Annotated in this window: 18 protein-coding genes; 8 read left to right on the top strand and 10 right to left on the bottom strand. The window is 42.8% G+C overall.

Features of this window, described 5'->3' with window-relative positions:
• Positions 1–89 precede the first annotated feature (89 nt).
• Together BLR15_RS07830 and BLR15_RS07825 are read left to right on the top strand one after the other, a co-directional pair.
• Positions 90–1,754: a Na/Pi cotransporter family protein gene (locus BLR15_RS07830; RefSeq protein WP_092986321.1), complete on the top strand. Its 1,665-nt coding sequence runs from the start codon at positions 90–92 to the stop codon at positions 1,752–1,754.
• A 291-nt stretch (positions 1,755–2,045) separates the two neighbouring features.
• Complete coding sequence (locus BLR15_RS07825; RefSeq protein WP_092986319.1) at positions 2,046–2,471, top strand: hypothetical protein; 426 nt, start codon at positions 2,046–2,048, stop codon at positions 2,469–2,471.
• Positions 2,472–2,517: 46 nt separating this feature from the next.
• On the opposite strand, the gene BLR15_RS07820 is transcribed toward BLR15_RS07825, so the two are convergent.
• The 9 genes from BLR15_RS07820 to BLR15_RS07780 all read right to left on the bottom strand — a co-directional run bounded on the left by BLR15_RS07820 (position 2,518) and on the right by BLR15_RS07780 (position 10,773).
• Positions 2,518–3,843 (bottom strand): LLM class flavin-dependent oxidoreductase, encoded by a 1,326-nt coding sequence (locus tag BLR15_RS07820; RefSeq protein ID WP_092986317.1) that lies wholly within the window; start codon positions 3,841–3,843, stop codon positions 2,518–2,520.
• Positions 3,840–4,841, bottom strand: a complete 1,002-nt coding sequence (locus BLR15_RS07815) for an MsnO8 family LLM class oxidoreductase (protein ID WP_176754096.1) — start codon at positions 4,839–4,841, stop codon at positions 3,840–3,842. Before BLR15_RS07815 ends, BLR15_RS07820 begins: the two co-directional genes overlap by 4 nt.
• Before the next feature lie 257 nt (positions 4,842–5,098).
• Positions 5,099–5,278 carry a hypothetical protein gene (locus BLR15_RS07810; RefSeq protein ID WP_143003941.1) on the bottom strand — a complete coding sequence of 60 codons (180 nt, stop codon included), beginning with the start codon at positions 5,276–5,278 and terminating at the stop codon, positions 5,099–5,101.
• Between the two features lie 92 nt (positions 5,279–5,370).
• A complete protein-coding gene (locus BLR15_RS07805) occupies positions 5,371–6,885 on the bottom strand; it encodes a sodium:solute symporter family protein (RefSeq protein ID WP_245696687.1) in 1,515 nt (504 codons plus the stop codon).
• A 2-nt stretch (positions 6,886–6,887) separates the two neighbouring features.
• Positions 6,888–7,118 carry a hypothetical protein gene (locus BLR15_RS07800; RefSeq protein WP_092986311.1) on the bottom strand — a complete coding sequence of 77 codons (231 nt, stop codon included), beginning with the start codon at positions 7,116–7,118 and terminating at the stop codon, positions 6,888–6,890.
• A 228-nt stretch (positions 7,119–7,346) separates the two neighbouring features.
• Complete coding sequence (locus tag BLR15_RS07795; protein ID WP_407927594.1) at positions 7,347–8,648, bottom strand: MATE family efflux transporter; 1,302 nt, start codon at positions 8,646–8,648, stop codon at positions 7,347–7,349.
• A 167-nt stretch (positions 8,649–8,815) separates the two neighbouring features.
• Complete coding sequence (locus tag BLR15_RS07790) at positions 8,816–9,601, bottom strand: SDR family NAD(P)-dependent oxidoreductase (RefSeq protein ID WP_092986307.1); 786 nt, start codon at positions 9,599–9,601, stop codon at positions 8,816–8,818.
• Positions 9,602–9,636: 35 nt separating this feature from the next.
• Positions 9,637–10,317 carry a phosphatase PAP2 family protein gene (locus BLR15_RS07785; RefSeq protein ID WP_092986305.1) on the bottom strand — a complete coding sequence of 227 codons (681 nt, stop codon included), beginning with the start codon at positions 10,315–10,317 and terminating at the stop codon, positions 9,637–9,639.
• Between the two features lie 27 nt (positions 10,318–10,344).
• Positions 10,345–10,773, bottom strand: a complete 429-nt coding sequence (locus BLR15_RS07780; RefSeq protein WP_092986303.1) for a DUF3021 family protein — start codon at positions 10,771–10,773, stop codon at positions 10,345–10,347.
• Between the two features lie 270 nt (positions 10,774–11,043).
• Between BLR15_RS07780 and BLR15_RS07775 the strand changes: the two genes are divergently transcribed.
• The 4 genes from BLR15_RS07775 (at position 11,044) to fni (ending at position 14,035) form a co-directional block, all read left to right on the top strand.
• A complete protein-coding gene (locus BLR15_RS07775; RefSeq protein ID WP_092986301.1) occupies positions 11,044–11,790 on the top strand; it encodes an SAM-dependent methyltransferase in 747 nt (248 codons plus the stop codon).
• 65 nt (positions 11,791–11,855) lie between these two features.
• The gene (locus tag BLR15_RS07770; protein ID WP_092986299.1) at positions 11,856–12,275 is read left to right on the top strand and encodes a pyridoxamine 5'-phosphate oxidase family protein; all 420 of its coding nucleotides are present in this window, start codon (positions 11,856–11,858) and stop codon (positions 12,273–12,275) included.
• Positions 12,276–12,404: 129 nt separating this feature from the next.
• A complete protein-coding gene (locus tag BLR15_RS07765) occupies positions 12,405–12,896 on the top strand; it encodes a dihydrofolate reductase (protein WP_092986297.1) in 492 nt (163 codons plus the stop codon).
• Between the two features lie 86 nt (positions 12,897–12,982).
• Positions 12,983–14,035, top strand: coding sequence for a type 2 isopentenyl-diphosphate Delta-isomerase (gene fni, locus BLR15_RS07760; RefSeq protein WP_092986295.1), 1,053 nt, complete (start codon positions 12,983–12,985; stop codon positions 14,033–14,035).
• Positions 14,036–14,083: 48 nt separating this feature from the next.
• Here the strand turns inward: fni and BLR15_RS07755 are convergent, their stop codons facing one another.
• Positions 14,084–14,722 carry an HD domain-containing protein gene (locus tag BLR15_RS07755; RefSeq protein ID WP_092986293.1) on the bottom strand — a complete coding sequence of 213 codons (639 nt, stop codon included), beginning with the start codon at positions 14,720–14,722 and terminating at the stop codon, positions 14,084–14,086.
• A 171-nt stretch (positions 14,723–14,893) separates the two neighbouring features.
• Here BLR15_RS07755 and BLR15_RS07750 point away from each other — a divergent pair, with 171 nt between their 5' ends.
• A complete protein-coding gene (locus BLR15_RS07750; protein ID WP_092986291.1) occupies positions 14,894–15,745 on the top strand; it encodes an SDR family oxidoreductase in 852 nt (283 codons plus the stop codon).
• A 64-nt stretch (positions 15,746–15,809) separates the two neighbouring features.
• Positions 15,810–16,544: a tryptophan-rich sensory protein gene (locus BLR15_RS07745; RefSeq protein WP_092986289.1), complete on the top strand. Its 735-nt coding sequence runs from the start codon at positions 15,810–15,812 to the stop codon at positions 16,542–16,544.
• Positions 16,545–16,669 lie beyond the last annotated feature (125 nt).

Here is a 16,669-nt window from a genome sequence, read left to right as displayed (position 1 = left end):
TAATTAATTTTAAGTGAAGTTTGCAAATGTTATATTAAGATTGTAAATATACGGTTAAGCTTCTCAAGTGCCAAAGTGGAGGTATTTAAATGGAACTCAGCCCGATGGAAGTGCTGTTCACTTTTTTAGGTGGACTCGGTATTTTTCTTTACGGTATTAAAAGCATGGGAGACGGTTTGCAGGCAGCAGCAGGAGACCGGTTACGTGAAATACTTAACCGCATGACTACAAACCCGTTTCTGGGTATTTTGGCAGGTATTATAATCACAATATTGATTCAAAGCAGTTCCGGAACTACGGCAATTACAATCGGTCTCGTTTCGGCAGGTTTTATGACTTTAAGGCAGGCAATCGGCGTCATTATGGGTGCTAACGTCGGTACAACTGTTACAGCTTTTGTCATCGGTCTTGATATCGGTGCATATGCGCTTCCTATCCTGGCCTTGGGTGTAGTGTTGATCTTTTTCTTCAAGTCACCGAAAGTCAATAACTTCGGCCGTGTATTTTTTGGTTTTGGTGCATTATTTTACGGTTTGGAATTAATGGGAGACGGTGTTGGACCGCTTGCTGACCTCGCATGGTTCTCAGACCTTATGCTTCAACTATCTGATAATTCACTGCTCGGTTTTGCAGTAGGTACAGTACTTACGATAATCGTTCAGAGTTCAAGTGCGACAATCGCAATTTTACAGAATTTCTACATGAATGATCTGATTAATTTGAATGCGGCGCTGCCTGTTCTTCTGGGTGACAACGTCGGTACAACGATTACAGCTCTGCTGGCAGGGCTTGTAGGTACGATCGCAGCAAAACGCGCAGCGGCAGTCCATGTAGTGTTCAACTTGATCGGTGCAGTCATCTTTATGTTGATTTTGCCAATCTTCACAATGTATGTGGGGTACCTGGAAACGGCGCTGGATCTGAACGGCCGTATGACCATTGCCTTTGCACACGGTTCTTACAATCTGGCAAACACATTGATCCATCTGCCGCTCATCGGGTTCCTTGCATGGCTTGTAACCAAGATTGTACCTGGAAAAGATTTCTCGGAAGACTACAAACCTGTACACCTGGACGAGGCGCTTATGGTACAGTCTTCATCACTTGCGCTTCAGGCGTCGCAAAAAGAAATCCAGCAGCTTGGGAAATTGACACTCAGCATGCTTGAAGATGCGAGGGATTTCAGCGATAAATATGATTCGAAAATAGAAAAACAAATCCGGGAAAAAGAGAACGTGGTAGATGGTTTGAATGAAAGCATCAGAAAATACTTACAGAATTTGTCCAAATATGATATTTCAAATGATGATGCAATCAGACAGACAACATTGCTTGAAGTTAACAGGATATTGTATAAGGTCAGTGAACAAATTGTTTATTTCACTGATTTGAATGTCAAGAAATACAATAAGGAGATAGAGCTGTCGGAATCTGCAGAAAAAGGATTGCAGGATTTCCTGAAACACGTTGGGAAATCATACAGAAAAGCTGTAGATGCCATTGATATCTATAATCCGCAAGAAATAGAACACATTTTAAACATGAGTCAGAAAGCGACAAATATTGAGAAGAAACTGAGAAAACAGCATGTGAAACGTATGAATAAAGGTATATGTTCCACAGATGGAGGCCACCTCTATGTTGATTTAATCAGTACTCTTGAAAGAATTGGCTATAATACAAGAAACATCATAGAGCTGAGTCTTGAAGAAGATGACGGAACAGAAGAAGAACAAATCATTTTTGAAGATTAGAGAAAACATCCTGCAGTGATTACTGTGATGGGAAATCGATCTTCAGTACACTTATTATTTATCAGTGCGCCCACGCTCCCACCTTTGAGCGTGGGCGTTTTAAGTTGAAAAAATAACCGATGATTTTACAGGGTGGTATTTTCATGACCGGAATATCAAACAGATTTATGGAATTGTCGAAGCGGATGTTTTGGACTGGCTCATTAATTATCACTTCAAGCACGGCTGATGAGCCGTTAAAGGTTGTATGTTACAATCAGGATACTATTTAAATGATGTGAGGATATGTAAATGAATCAATTATTGGATGTATCTGATGTTAGTAATGTGAAGTTCACAGGTGTGTCATTCATTGATGATATTGTCGGTCTGGGTGAGAAAAAGATTGCACTTGATATCAAGCATTTCAGAGATTTGAATTTGAAATCCGATAAAGTGGAACTGGTCATTGACCGGAAATCGCTGGCTAAATTTTTGGAAGGCCGTAATGAAGTATTACTGCAATATGAAAATTATCCCGAGTTTGATCATATGAACAGCATGATTGTCATGCTTGAGTATGATTTCAACAGTATCGACAGAATCAAGCTGTTCTATAAAGATGAACACAACCTGTCAGGCGAATATGTCATCGATACTTCGGATGAAGACATAGTGGCGATGAAAAGTGAATTCGATGATAAAGAACTGGTGCTGAAGGTGGATACTAAATCATAAATCGAATACAAAAAGGGTGAAGCTTATGCTTCACCCTTTTTCATTATCAGATATTCACTCTTTGTGAATATCTGTTCTCTTTAAATTTCAATCCGAGCTCCCCGCGTAAAGTGTCGCTTTCATAAGATGTATCGTAATACCCCTTCTCGACAAGGATTGGAATGACTTTATTTAAGAAATCATCATAAAGCTCACCGAGAACATGAGGTGTAAGAACAAAACCGTCCGCAGCCTGCTCATCCACCCACTCAATGATTTTCTCTGCCACTTTTTCAGGCGTGCCCATAAACGGTGTTTCACGTGTCGTTTCCTCAAGGGCGACTTCACGCAATGTGAGATTATTTTCCTTTGCTCTTCTTTTGATTTCATCTGTCGTCGACTGGAAACTGTTTTTACCGACGTCCCCGAGCTCAGGGAATGGTGCATCCAGATCGTACTGTGTAAAATCATGGTGATCGAAATATCTTCCGAGATATGCCAGAGCTTCTTCTATTGTCACGAGATTTTGGATTTCTTTATATTTCTTTTGGACTTCTTCATCGGTCTCCCCGATAATCGGTGACAGGACCGGGAAGATTTTAATGTCGTCTGCGCTTCTGCCGGCATCGACTGCTTTTTGTCTTAAATCTTTATAAGCATCCTGTGCCTGCTCAAGAGTTCCGCCGTTTGTGAATACTGCGTCTGCATATTTTGCGGCAAAGCCTGAACCTTTTTTGGAAGCACCTGCCTGAAAAATGATTGGCTGGCCCTGTTTAGAACGGTCAATATTTAACGGACCTTTTACTTGGAAATACTCCCCTTTATAGTTGAGTTCATGCATTTTCTCTTTATCGAAGTATTGGTTGTTTTCTGCATCGCGGACGAAAGCGTCATCCTCCCATGAATCCCACAGCCCCTGAACGACCTGCAGGTGTTCTTCGGCTATATCATAACGGAGGCTGTGCTCGGGATGTTTATCCTTGCTGAAGTTATACGCACTGCCTTCAAGCGGTGAAGTAACGACGTTCCATCCTGCACGGCCGCCGCTGATCTTATCGATTGAAGCCAGCTGTCTTGCTACGGTGAACGGTTCACTGTATGAACTGGAAATCGTACCGACCAGTCCGATTTTGCTCGTTATCGGTGCCAGTGCTGCAAGTATCGTCAGCGGTTCGAAACGGCTGAGGAAATGAGGGATGGACTTTTCATTTATATACAGTCCGTCTGCTACGAAAACAAAAGAAAACCCTGCTTTCTCCGCCTTTTTGGTCACGTTCATGTAATGCTCGAAGTTTGTACTGGCGTCAGACGGTACATCGTCACTGCGCCATGCGTTCATATGCCCGCCCGGGCCATGAAGCATCACGCCGAACTGTACTTTTTTACTGCTCATACTATCCCTGCTTTCTCTGAATTATGAATCGTATTGACGGGTGCGAGTGCTTCAAGTGTCTGTTCACGTATTTCAGGATCCGTCGTCGGCAGATGAAACATGAATTCATCGATATAATTATCTTTGTTGAGTTCAGTTAATTGTTCCAGGACTTCATCCGGGCTGCCCATTATGATATCAGGCTGTTTTTTAACGACTTCAATTTCTTCATCTGAATTTTTCACGAAGGTCTCAGCCTGCTCCTCTGTTATCACCCTGTACTTTCTGCCGTCTTTATACAGTAATTGATAATATTCATTTTCTTTGATCATCGCTGCCTTGCTGTCTTCGCCTTCAATGACCAGTACGGATAAGGCGACGATGAACTTTCCTTTCCTGGCATTATTCTTATAATTTTTTGCGACCTCTTTTAACAGTTCGACATCGTTGTTTATAAAGTGGGCGAACATGTAATTCACATTTTCTTCAGCTGCAAACAGTGCCGAACTCACACTGCCGCCGAGAAGGAAAAGATCAGGCGGATTATCGGTGTCCGGGGAAATTTTCAATTCATCAGCATTTGAATGTTTACCGTGAAGGTATTTTTTCAACTGAACGAAACGGTCATTGAACGGTGCAATATCATCTTTCAGTTCATGTTGGAGCGCCTTTGTTGCATCAGGTGTACCGCCGGGTGCCTTACCGATTCCAAGATCGATGCGCCCATCAGCCAGATGGTTGATCAGCTGGAACTGCTCGGCGACATGAAATGGATTATGATGGGACAACATGATGCCGCCTGCCCCGATATGCATCTTGGAAGTATGGGCGGCAAGATGCGAGACGAGCACTTCTGGTGCCGTGCCGATCAATGTTTTCAAGTTGTGGTGTTCAGAAACGAAAAACCTTTTGTAGCCTAGACGCTCAGCTTTCACCGCAAAGTTTATAGTATTCTGCAGTGATTCTTTAACTGTATGATTTTTTAAAATGGGACTTTGATTTAAAAGACTGAATTCCATATACACCATCCTTAATATATAGCCTACTATGTAAGTATGAATTAAAACCATAGTAACACAGTCGGAAAAAGAATCAAGTCTTTAACATGGAAGAGACTGAAAATTTTAAGAATAAAAATCCACCGGTCACATGCCGGTGGATTCAACATTTGATTTTACTGATTGTGATTCGGTCATTCATATTCCTCCCAATATACTTTGGGCATATCCGCCATAAAGTTGTCCATCGGTTCGTCCCTTATCAGAGTACACGCCTTTCAGGAAGGGTCGTAATCTTCAATTCCGAGGTTTTTCATTGTTTCAGTTTCTCTATGGACCTGACGGACGATATCCTTTCTGTCGTATTCATAATAATAGAAAGCATCTGTGTAATCCGAGTGGTCTCTCAGCATTCTGGCAAGGTACATTCCATCTTCAAGACTGAGTGTTGTTCCCATGCTTGAAAACAGGCGGAGGTTCAAAAATCCATGCTCAATGAGAAACAGCCATTACCTCCGGCAAATCAGAAGTAATGGCTGTTTTTCTATGCTTACAATCTTGAAGGTTCGCCCGATTCATTGTTTGACAAGGATGTTTCTTCCTTTTCGGCCGGGACGATACCCAAGATGAGACTTCCGCCGACATATATGACCAGGTTGATCATCAGTCCCAAGACCCCGCTGAATATACCGAGCGGTGTCAGACCAAGGAAAGTGAAGGTGGCTGCGACGACTGCCCCGACCAGCATACCTGCAAAAACGGACTTGGAATGGCTGCGTTCCCAGTAGAGGCCGAGTATGATCGCCGGTGCGACTTGCACGAGAATTTTCAGCTTCAGTACAAAGATCTGATACAGTGTTCCCGGAGGGTTCCATGCGATGATGAGCAGCAGGGCTACTACAATGACACCTATGATTTTACCGATATGAATCTTCATTTTATCAGAAGCTTCCGGATTGATGTATCTTCCATATATATCTTTTGAAATGATGGAAGAGAAAGTCAGCAATACGGAATCCGCAGTTGAAACAATAGCGGCGATGATTCCACCGAACAGAAGTACCATGGCGATATAGAAAATAATATTCTGGTTGGCAATCGTACTTGCCATGATTCCTACGAGCTGTTCAGATTCAGCAACCGAAAGGTCTGGATATGCGTTGTACGCCATAATGCCGATGAAGAAAACAACACCGGCCGTCAGAAACGGCATCCATGCCATCTGAGTGAATGAACGCTTTAATGCACGTTCATTTTTAGCGGAAAATATTCTCTGGATGGCATTCGGGTAGACGGCAGCACCGATTCCGACAAGAATCAGGAAGTTGCTCCACCTGACGAGGCCCCCGCCTTCAGGCACACCGAGATTTTCCGGGGAATAAGTCCGCATATATTCACCCGCAGAAGGTACGCCTCCAAAGTAGACAATCGTACCGATCAGCAGCATGAACACCCCGACCAGCAGGGCGATTCCCTGCATAGTGTCTGTATAGGCGACAGAGCGCATACCGCCGAGCCAGCCGTAGGCGATCATTATAGCGATGAAAAAGATCACGCCCGCCTGATAAGGCACGGTGCCTCCTGTAAGACCTGCGACACCCTGTCCGAGTGCGACAAGCTGCTCCAGCAGGAAATTCGCGAGTGCATAAAGCATCAGTATCGCAGCGAGAATGGAAACGCTTTTGGATTTGAACTTCATATCCAGCCAATCGACAGGTGTAACGATATTGTGTTTTTTACCAAGTTTGTACATACGCGGTGCAAAACTCAGGTAGACCAATATGATCATTATGAAGAAAGGTATGGTTACAAGGTTTGCGTAACCGACTCGGTATGCTTCCGCTGAATAGCCGATGACGGTATTTCCACTGTACTGGGTGGCGAAAAAGGTGAAGAATAGTACCATGGTCCCCAGTCCGCGACCACCCAGATAATATTCATCCAGACTGCTGTGAATGTTGTTGTTTTTCAAATATGTAACGATGCCGATGCCAAGCATGAGCAGGCCGTAAAACAACATGATCAGTATACCGGACATTCCGGAAAAAGCCAGTTCCATTTCCATTGTCATTCCTCCTCCCTGATATCTTCATCCTCATCTGTATCCCAGTGAAAATGGATGACATAAGTGATATAAAGCGATAAAACAATACTCATTAAAATAATTACGAGAGCCCAGAGCGGCACACCAAATATAAGTACAGGCTCTCCCCCGGATGGAAAATACCAAGGATTAAGCAATATAAATATAATAAGAAAACCAATCCAGACTTTATAGTTTTTAATAGGTTCCTTCATTTCCTCACTCCCAGTCTTTAGTGCAGATATTACTGTTAAATAAAATATAATTATCGATACATTACCATTGTTTGACGCAACTTTCTATACTTTCTGAATTTTTGATGTGAGAATGCGTTTTCACTATTAATAAAATAAAAAAACCGCCGTCTCGATTGTTTTGAGGCAGCGGCTGCTGTGGTCATTTGAAGATTTTAATTGGTATTGTCAGTACTGGATTTAAGTTTATCATTCGGTGAAAAGCACTTTTTTGTCCCATTTGCCGAATCTGTAGTAACCGTAGGCAAAAGCACTGCTTAATATAAAACTTGCTCCCATGCCCATACCGATTCCGATTGACCCGAACCATGATGAGAAAATGTCGGTCAGCGGAAATCTGAGCACCCAGAAAGAAATGATGTTGAGCACGAGTACCTGGAACATTGCGCCGGAAGCACGGACAATGCCGTTCAGTACAAAGTTAATCCCGAGAAACGGAAAGCACAGCGCGACAATCCTTAAATAGGCTGCGCCAAATTCAACGGCTTCAGTTTCCTGTATGAACAAACGAATTCCGGCTTCTGCAAAAATCATTATGATGACGGCAATGGCGATCATGATGGACAGATTATATACCACCGCATATTTTGCAATGCTTTTCACACGGGTCCAATAGTTCAGACCAATATTCTGTCCGGCCATGCTGTTGACCGCCGTACCGAGAGCCATTGCGGGCAGTGTAATCAGGCTGGTCAGCCTTTGTGCTGCACTGAATCCTGCGACCGTCTGTCCGCCGAAGCTTGTCACCACACTCAATATGGCGGCTGAACCTGCAGCGATAACTCCCATCTGCAGCCCTGCCGGGATGCCCAGCTTTAATATCAGTGAGACTTCAGAGAATTTCGGCAGCGTCGGATAAGTGAAAGGAATCAGCTTGTATCTCATGGAGTGATAGACACTGTATAGAAATGCGATGCCCTGCGATGCCACTGTTGCGAGAGCTGCACCGACAATGCCAAGATCAAAAATAATCATCAATACCGGTGCCAGAATGGCATTAAGCATTACAGCAATCAGAACAATTCTCATCGGTGTCTTACTGTCGCCGAGTGCTCTTAAAACGGTATTGATGAAGTTATATGCAAACAGGAAAAACATGCCCAGAAAACTGATTTGAAGATATATTTGCGCCTGGTCCAAGATTGCTTCAGGCGTCCCGAGCAAAAGGAGCAGTTCGGCAGAGAATATGTAACCGAGAATGCCGAATCCGACCGCCATCACCGTCATAACGACGATAAAAGCGTTTAAATAACTTTTCAATCCTTTTTCATCACGTCTGCCGTACTGTTGTGAAAGGATTGTTAGGGCGGCATTGTTCAACCCGAGTACAAATGACAGAACAGTAACGAGTATCGTTGTAGAAATATTAACTGCAGCTAGCGCCTCTGCCCCGAGAATATTGCCGACCCATAAGCTGTCGACGATCTGAAACGATGTCTGCAGCAGATTGGTCAGCATGATCGGACCCGAGAAGAGTATTAATGGTTTCATTATCGGCCCCTGCGTGAAATCCTGTGTGTTATTAGCCACTTCGTCACCTTCCAGTTAATAATCATTAGCATATATTATAAAGATGATGGATGTGTATTGCTAGATTCGAGATCATAAGGGGCCGGTCTGTGCAATCAATTTGTTATCCATTTACAAATATTAAATTTTTAATCAAATGAAATCGGTCGTGAAACTTTATTGATCTGGCCGCCGTCAACCATCATCGTCTGGCCGCTGACAAAGGCTGAATCATCAGAGGCGAAGAACAGGCATGCTTTTGCAATATCATCAACAGTTGCGATGCGTCCCATCGGATTGAATTCCAGGGAGTGCTTCATTGCCTCCTCCGGATTTTCCAGACTTTCAAAAGTTTTTTGCAGAAGCGGTGTATCGACAGTGCCCGGCCCGACTGCATTTACTCGAATTTGATCTTTACCGTAATCAAGAGCCATCTGGCGTGTTAATGCAGTCAATCCGCCTTTGGCACTGGCATAGGCGGCGAGTCTTGTAATCGTTGTCTCAGCATGCCATGATGCAATATTGATGATTGAAGCATTATCCTGCTTCTGCATTTCAGGAATCGCATATTTACTGCATAGGAAAGCGCCTGTCAAGTTGACGTTCATTAAACTGTTCCACTCTTCCAATGTTGTTTCATGTACTGCTTTACGATAATTGACCGCAGCATTGTTAACAAGAACATCAATACTTCCAAATTTATCAGCGGTAAATTTCATAAGATTTTTCACATCATCTTCATTTCCTACATCAGTTTTATGAAAAGCAACCTGAAGTCTTTCGTTTGTAAACTCTATTTCCGCCTGTTCACCCGTCTCTCTGTTAACGTCGGCAATGACAACTTTTGCGCCTTCTGCGGCAAATAATCTCACAATGCCTCTGCCAATGCCCTGACTGCCACCGGTAACGATGGCCACTTTGTTTTTTAATCTCATATTTTCATCCCTTCTGTTAATTGAGTGCTGTTGGTTTATGCTGATAAATCAGGACTCCTATCACGCCACTTCTTACTGTCCATCCATCTTTTTATGCCCGGCAGAGCCAGCTGGTAAAGGCTTATTGAGATGAATATTCCCGCCATGCCAAAAGTGAATCCTCCGATTGTATCCGACGGGTAATGGACGCCGAGATATACTCTTGAAGTCAAGACGAACAGTATGATCATACCTGCAATGCCGCCGATGACAATTTTCTGCCAGAGCTTTTTTACGACCAGCATGAGTATCAGTCCGACAAAGCCGTAGAGCATCACCGAGGATATGGAATGACCGCTTGGGTAGCTCATTGACGATTCCATCGTGATGACCAGCAAGTCCGGCCTTTCACGCCCGATGACCGCTTTCATCGTATCCATTAATAATGAAGCGCATATATAGACAGTGAGGCCAAACCATAAAGACGCGATATACATCTTTTTAATCAGCAGTGTCAATACGACAGCCATGGTCAGTACGAAGACTGGTGGAAAGCCGGCAATATCCGTCGCCACGGCGACAAAGTCTGCCCCGTCTTCGGTGATCCGGCCCTGGATCAGTGCGGTCAATGCATAATCAAATCTTTGGACCCATTCATGGCCTGCAATCACCCCCCAGGTGATGACAGAATATAATAATAAAAAGACAGTCCCTGTAAAACCGAATTTTTTAGCCATTATTCCTCTCCTTTGATACGATCGAGCTCATCTTTCTTTATTATATAGATTACTGCTGAATATTTTAAGTGCTTTGGAGAGTGAGTATGTAATCAGAATGACGACCGCCTGAATAATATTAAAGATGATAAAAGAACCGGGTATGTCGGTTGTGAATGTCAGGGTATCATAATTGATGATCAGAAGAAGCGGGAAAACGGTGATCAGCATGGTTATATAATGTATGAAGATTTGTTTTATGAGCGGCCATTCAGAAACCTGGAATATGACGCTGCCGAACCCTAAAAATAAAGCGATGAACCCGTAATAAAGAAAGACTCTTACATTTTCAGCCGGACCGATGAAGAGACTCCATACAGACAACAGCACAAAAATCGAAAACAGTGCAGCGCCTCTGAAAAAACCCCGTACGAATAAACTGATAAGAATCCCTCCTTTTTTTGAATAATATAACAATTTTGTATTTGTCTTATATTATAACCATCAATGCATGAAAAAAGTAGCCCATATTTTAAAAGACTGCTGAAAGAAAAGATCATATCGCCATCAACGGTGAACTCTGAACCTGTCGAGTAATTGGATTCATCTGAAGCGAGAAAATATTATAAAAATGCATGTTACAATGATTGAAACACTGACATTGTTTTTTAGGAGGTATTTTCATGGGGACGATGAATCTGAAGTAAGGCCGATTTACCGCATATTACATTGACGGGGGTCTTTAACATGAAAAGTAAATGGGCAGACGAATTTTATAAAATGCAGTATGGAAACATGAGTGCTGTCGATGCGTCGTATTATGAAGTGCAGGCAGATGAAATAATGGAGCAGATCGGCAAACCGGTTGATTCACTGCTGGAACTTGGTGCATGGGACGGCAGCCTGGCAAAAGCGATGTCGAAAAAGGTAAGCCATATGACGACAGTGGAACTTGTTAAAGAGATGGCTGAAGCGGTAAAGGAAAATAACCCGGGGAATATTGAAGTGATTCACGGCAGTTTTTATGATGTTCAAATCACAGATACATTTGATGCAGTGATTTATATTGAGGGTTTTGGGGTGGGGACCGATGCGGATCAATTGGAGCTGCTTAGAAAAATTGGACAATGGCTGGACAATGAAGGCTGTGCGTTGATTGATAATTATCAGCCGGAACATTGGAAGAAGGCAGATGACATCGAGATGCGTCCCGACCCTTCAAACAACCCTGATGTCATCCGCAGGTACTCATATAATTTTGAAGAGAATATCATAATGGATACATGGTGGAAGAAAGGTCATGAGAAACTGGCACAGACCCAGTATTTAAAGTGTTACACACCGGAAGAAATTGATAAAATGTGCAGACAGGCAGGACTTAGGGTTACTGTCTATTTTCCGGGCGGTGCGATGGATTATGAAAATATGAGATACTTTGAACATGCGTCTTTAAAGGAATGCATGTCATACCGTATTAAAATTATGAATTTATAAAATGATTTACTCATCACCTTTAGTGGTATATATGTTGTACACATCAATATAAGAAGGTGAGATTTATGGATCAATCAAAAGCGATAGAACGTATTACTGAGATATTGGATGATTCCAAGATTGGTATATTATCTACGGCAAAAGACGATGTTCCGAACGCTCGTTACATGTGGTTCTATAATGACGGCATCACACTTTACGCAAAAACGAGTGATGAATCCCCGAAGTTTGATGAGATAGAAGAGAACCCGCAAGGATTTGTATTGCTCGGTTTCCATGATGAAAAGAATCATGCATTTGTAGAATATTACGGAGAAATCGAAGTCATCAGAGATCAGGAGACGATTAACTGGCTGTGGGAAAATCAGGACAAGGACTTTTTCGATAATAAAGAAAACCCTCACCTCGTTGCGCTTAAAATCAACCCGACTGCGATCAAGATCATGAATGACGATGCATTCGAAAATGTGGAATTATCATTTTAAACATTGTGCTGAAAGTGGGTCTTTCCCCACTTTCTTTTTGTATACAGAAGATGGAAATTTTGAAATTAATCGTGAGGATTTCGGGTAAAGAGAACTATGACTATCTTTTAGAGACAAGGAGAGATTTTAATGCTGGCATTTGTCTGGGCTGAAGATGAAAATAAATTGATCGGTAAAGGTGACGAGCTGCCATGGCGTTTACCGGCAGACGTTGCTTTCTTTAAAAAGGTGACGATGCGCGGCGACATGGTGACGGGCAGAAAAACTTATGAGACGATACCGAGAAGACCGCTGCCGGGACGCCGCAATATTGTATTGACAACTCAAAAGGACTACGATGCTCCGGGCGCCGTCGTCGTCAATTCCAAAGAAGAGATTTTGGAGCTGGAAGAAAAGAACGGTGAAGATCTGTATATCATCGGCGGTGAGTCTTTATTCAGAATGTTTGAAGATGAAGTGGATGAGCTGTACAGAACGGTCATTCACGATACTTTCGAAGGCGACACATACTTTCCGAAAGACTTTGATTATGAACCGTTTGAACTCGTTAAATCCGAGGACGGGCCTGTAGACGATAAGAATAGATACGAGCACACTTATGAATTGTGGCGTCGTAAGTAAAATTGAAGATCGCTCACTTGTTAACACTCGTGACAAGTGAGCTTTATATTTAAATGATACATAAATGATAAAGGAGCACGTCCCTTATGAGAGAAGAAGTCAATTTACGGAGTCAGAGAAAGAATGAACACGTCCAGCATGCATTGAATCAAAAGCCCCAAAATGTAATATCAGATTTTGATAAAGTTCATTTTGTCCACCATTCCATGCCTGCCGTTAATCTGGATGAGGTAGATCTTTCTACAGCTATCGGGGATATGAAATTTGATGTACCTTTATATATCAATGCGATGACAGGCGGCAGTTCGTGGACGAAATCCATTAATGAAAAGTTTGGAAAAGTGGCTGAAGCGACAGGTATTCCAATGGCTGTCGGTTCCATGCATGCTGCTGTCAGACACCCGGAACTTTCAGGTTCCTACTCCATTGTAAGAGAAGTCAATCCTGAAGGACTGGTATTTGCGAATGTCGGTGCGGACGTTTCCTTGGAAGGTGCAAAGAAGGCAGTCGATATGATCCGCGCAGATGGTCTGCAGATACACCTGAACGTTGCCCAGGAGCTGATTATGCCTGAAGGCGACCGGGATTTTAAAAGCTGGCAGTCCAATATAAAAAGTGTTTTAAACGGTGTGGATGTGCCTGTCATCGTCAAAGAAGTCGGCTTCGGCATGAGCAGGGAAACGTTACAGTTATTAAAAGCGGCCGGAGTAAAGTACGTTGATGTCAGCGGCAGAGGCGGTACCAATTTCGCAGAAATTGAAAATGCACGACGCAGTGCGCAGGATATGGACTATCTCAGTGACTGGGGAATGTCCACTGTGCAGTCGCTCATGGAATCGAAGGGGTTTCAGAAAGATATGACGATACTCGCAAGCGGAGGCGTCAAGACGCCGCTTGATGCAATGAAATCACTCGCTCTCGGAGGCAGTGCAGTCGGCATGTCTCATACACTTCTGAAATATGTTGAAGACAATGAGGTAGAGGCGACGATTGAATTCGTCGAACAGTTCTTTAATCAGATGAAAAAAATTGCCGTGATGGTCAATGCAAAGACTATAGAAGAACTGCGCACCAGCCCCATCGTATTCAGTCCTGATATCGTGTCGTGGATGGAACAGAGAAATATTCAGAGCCCTTAAAAAAATAAGCCGCCGGAGAAAAATCCGGCGGCTTATTTTACTGTATAATCAGCTGTCCCATTTTGAATTGACGATACATGTACAGAAGTTCGGATTCGCATAATCTGGCTCGAAGTGTTTGATGAAATCTTCTTTCATATTGCCGAATGTCGTTTCAGGTTTATGTTTGATGCCGTTGTAGAATGCTTCGATTATATCGTTTTTGAAATTATTTCTCGGGAATTTCTGAGTGACGGCTTTTCTGATCTCTTCAGAAAACTGATCAAAATTGTCACCCATGACATCCATGCCGACACCGTGAAAAAGCAGTGCGACTTCGTTCTCTTTATGCTCTGCAACCCCTGGGGTGGTATGAAGTGCAATCGCATCCCAGACAAGCTGCATCTGATCTGGTGTAATGTTGTGGATATCTAAAAACTGGCGGGCAGCATTTGCGCCGTCGACTTCAAATCGCAGATCATCGCTGCTGTACTGCTTCGTAAGACCCAGGTCATGGAAAAGTGCACTGATGTATAAAAGTTCATGATCATACTTTACCTTGTCCTGGTCGCCCTTTACTGCGCCGAAAAGGTAGACTCTGTTCGAATGGTTCCAAATCAGTTCGTTACCGTGTTCATGTACGAGGTCTTGCGCTTCGATGATTATTTTACTCTCCGGGACTATGATTTTATCCAACTCTGTAATCATTACTGAATCAGCTCCTTATATACCCATGCTATAAGTGAAATGCATGAACTTCTAACAATCAAAATGATTTCTTCGAATAAAATACTGAGGTCAGCCTGTTTTCTAACGTCCATTCAAGGGTAAATGTGAAATGCATGAATGATAAGTTCGAATATTTAGGAGGAACTTTAAATGACTGAAGAAACAATTCTCGTAACAGGTGCAGGCACAGGCTTCGGTAAAGGCATCGTTTTTAAACTGGCTGAACAGGGGAAATCTGTGATTGCCGGTGTAGAAGTGATGTCACAAGTATCAGCATTGGAAAAAGAAGCGGATGACCGCGGCGTGGATATGCAGATTGAGAAGCTGGACGTGACGAACCCCAAAGACCGGAAAAAAGCATGGTCATGGGATATAGATGTTCTGGTCAATAACGCAGCCGTAAAAGAAGGCGGTTCACTCGTGGATATACCGGAAGAGAACCTGAGACATCAATTTGAAGTGAATACATTCGCACCGGTACTTCTGACACAGGAGTTTGCGCGTAAAATGATTAAGAAAAATAAAGGCCGGATTGTCAATGTATCATCCGTGTCCGGTCTGATGGCAGACCCGCTGTCAGGTCCATATTGCGGTTCTAAATTTGCACTGGAAGCATTTACTGAGTCGTTGAGCAAGGAACTGCAGGAGTTCAATATAGAAGTGGCAACAATCAATCCGGGACCGTATTTAACCGGATTTAACGATCGGGAGTTTGAAGCATGGAAAAACTGGCATGAAGATAATAGTGAAACAGTTTTTGACTACGAAAATGCAGCATTCCCTTATGAGCAGTTCGACCCTGAAGAAGTAATCGATCTCGCTGTAAAGGTGATTCTCGGTGAAACGAAGACTTATAGAAATGTCATTCCTGAAGCCATGGTGCCTGAAGTGAAGAAAAGAAGAGGGGCTGTGTGGGACAAAGAAACAGATGACGCACTTGGTCAAAGACATGAAATGATTGAAAAATCATATCAGATGAAACCCGGAACGAAAGCAGAATAAAAAGCATATCCCGGGAAGTGAGCGGCTGTTTCATTTCCCGGCTTTTATTGATTGGAGTGAGTAAATGACTCGACAAAGGAAATGGGTTATCGGATATTTCACGGCATTCATCATTATGATTATTATGAACTATTCTGTCGGTTCGGATGTAGGAAATGTGGCAGATGAGAACCCAACAATAATTCAGCCTGCAGGTTTTGCATTTGCCATCTGGGGCCTGATTTATGTATTAATTTTTATATGGATGATAAAACTGTTCTTTTCCAAAAATGAGCAGCCCTCTATTACAGAGCGTCTGAAATACTGGCCGATTATAAATTTCATATTGAATGGTATATGGATTGTTGTATTTACCCAGCAGTGGATGATCATTTCGACAATAGTCATACTGTTACTCTTATTTACATTGATTAAAATTCATATTGTCATTTCAGCTGAACTGTATCATTGGTATGACAGACTCCCGTTTTCAATTTATTTCGGCTGGGTGACGATTGCTTCAATAGTAAATATATTCACTGCTTTCTCCAACTACAATATAGACAGCTTTCTTGGTACAGATGAATTGATCTGGACGATTATAGCGATAATTGCAGCGGCACTTATCGGGTTGTTTATTGCCTGGTTCTTGAGTGACTGGCTGTATCCACTTGTGTTACTCTGGCCATTTTTCGGCATTTTCATGGAGAGCGGCGACGTGTCCACAGGCCTGAATGTAAGTCTGGCGACAGCGAGCTTAATACTTGTGATTACGGCAACAGTTATTATTATCAGAAAGATAAAAGCGGTGAGTGTTTAAAAGTAAAAAAGGAGCGGCTGTCAGCCGCTCTGATATGCTCCCCTCGTAGTAGACAGAGAAATAATAAAAACTCTGTAACTACGACGAGGGGGTATTTTTATGTCTAAACGAACAGCCAAGTATAC

This window comes from Lacicoccus qingdaonensis (assembly GCF_900101075.1).
GTDB classification, from domain to species: domain Bacteria; phylum Bacillota; class Bacilli; order Staphylococcales; family Salinicoccaceae; genus Lacicoccus; species Lacicoccus qingdaonensis.
Note: the sequence above shows the minus strand (reverse complement) of the source record. Positions and strands in the feature narration are given on the sequence as shown.

Excerpts from the sequence above, each read along its gene's own strand:
- BLR15_RS07775 (WP_092986301.1), top strand. The coding sequence starts at position 11,044 with ATGAAAAGTAAATGGGCAGACGAATTTTATAAAATGCAGTATGGAAAC.
- BLR15_RS07755 (WP_092986293.1), bottom strand. The coding sequence starts at position 14,722 with ATGATTACAGAGTTGGATAAAATCATAGTCCCGGAGAGTAAAATAATC.
- fni (WP_092986295.1), top strand. The coding sequence starts at position 12,983 with ATGAGAGAAGAAGTCAATTTACGGAGTCAGAGAAAGAATGAACACGTC.
- BLR15_RS07785 (WP_092986305.1), bottom strand. The coding sequence starts at position 10,317 with ATGGCTAAAAAATTCGGTTTTACAGGGACTGTCTTTTTATTATTATAT.
- BLR15_RS07795 (WP_407927594.1), bottom strand. The coding sequence starts at position 8,648 with ATGAAACCATTAATACTCTTCTCGGGTCCGATCATGCTGACCAATCTG.
- BLR15_RS07830 (WP_092986321.1), top strand. The coding sequence starts at position 90 with ATGGAACTCAGCCCGATGGAAGTGCTGTTCACTTTTTTAGGTGGACTC.
- BLR15_RS07825 (WP_092986319.1), top strand. The coding sequence starts at position 2,046 with ATGAATCAATTATTGGATGTATCTGATGTTAGTAATGTGAAGTTCACA.
- BLR15_RS07800 (WP_092986311.1), bottom strand. The coding sequence starts at position 7,118 with ATGAAGGAACCTATTAAAAACTATAAAGTCTGGATTGGTTTTCTTATT.
- BLR15_RS07765 (WP_092986297.1), top strand. The coding sequence starts at position 12,405 with ATGCTGGCATTTGTCTGGGCTGAAGATGAAAATAAATTGATCGGTAAA.
- BLR15_RS07820 (WP_092986317.1), bottom strand. The coding sequence starts at position 3,843 with ATGAGCAGTAAAAAAGTACAGTTCGGCGTGATGCTTCATGGCCCGGGC.
- BLR15_RS07810 (WP_143003941.1), bottom strand. The coding sequence starts at position 5,278 with ATGGGAACAACACTCAGTCTTGAAGATGGAATGTACCTTGCCAGAATG.
- BLR15_RS07790 (WP_092986307.1), bottom strand. The coding sequence starts at position 9,601 with ATGAGATTAAAAAACAAAGTGGCCATCGTTACCGGTGGCAGTCAGGGC.
- BLR15_RS07745 (WP_092986289.1), top strand. The coding sequence starts at position 15,810 with ATGACTCGACAAAGGAAATGGGTTATCGGATATTTCACGGCATTCATC.
- BLR15_RS07770 (WP_092986299.1), top strand. The coding sequence starts at position 11,856 with ATGGATCAATCAAAAGCGATAGAACGTATTACTGAGATATTGGATGAT.
- BLR15_RS07805 (WP_245696687.1), bottom strand. The coding sequence starts at position 6,885 with ATGGAAATGGAACTGGCTTTTTCCGGAATGTCCGGTATACTGATCATG.
- BLR15_RS07815 (WP_176754096.1), bottom strand. The coding sequence starts at position 4,841 with ATGGAATTCAGTCTTTTAAATCAAAGTCCCATTTTAAAAAATCATACA.
- BLR15_RS07750 (WP_092986291.1), top strand. The coding sequence starts at position 14,894 with ATGACTGAAGAAACAATTCTCGTAACAGGTGCAGGCACAGGCTTCGGT.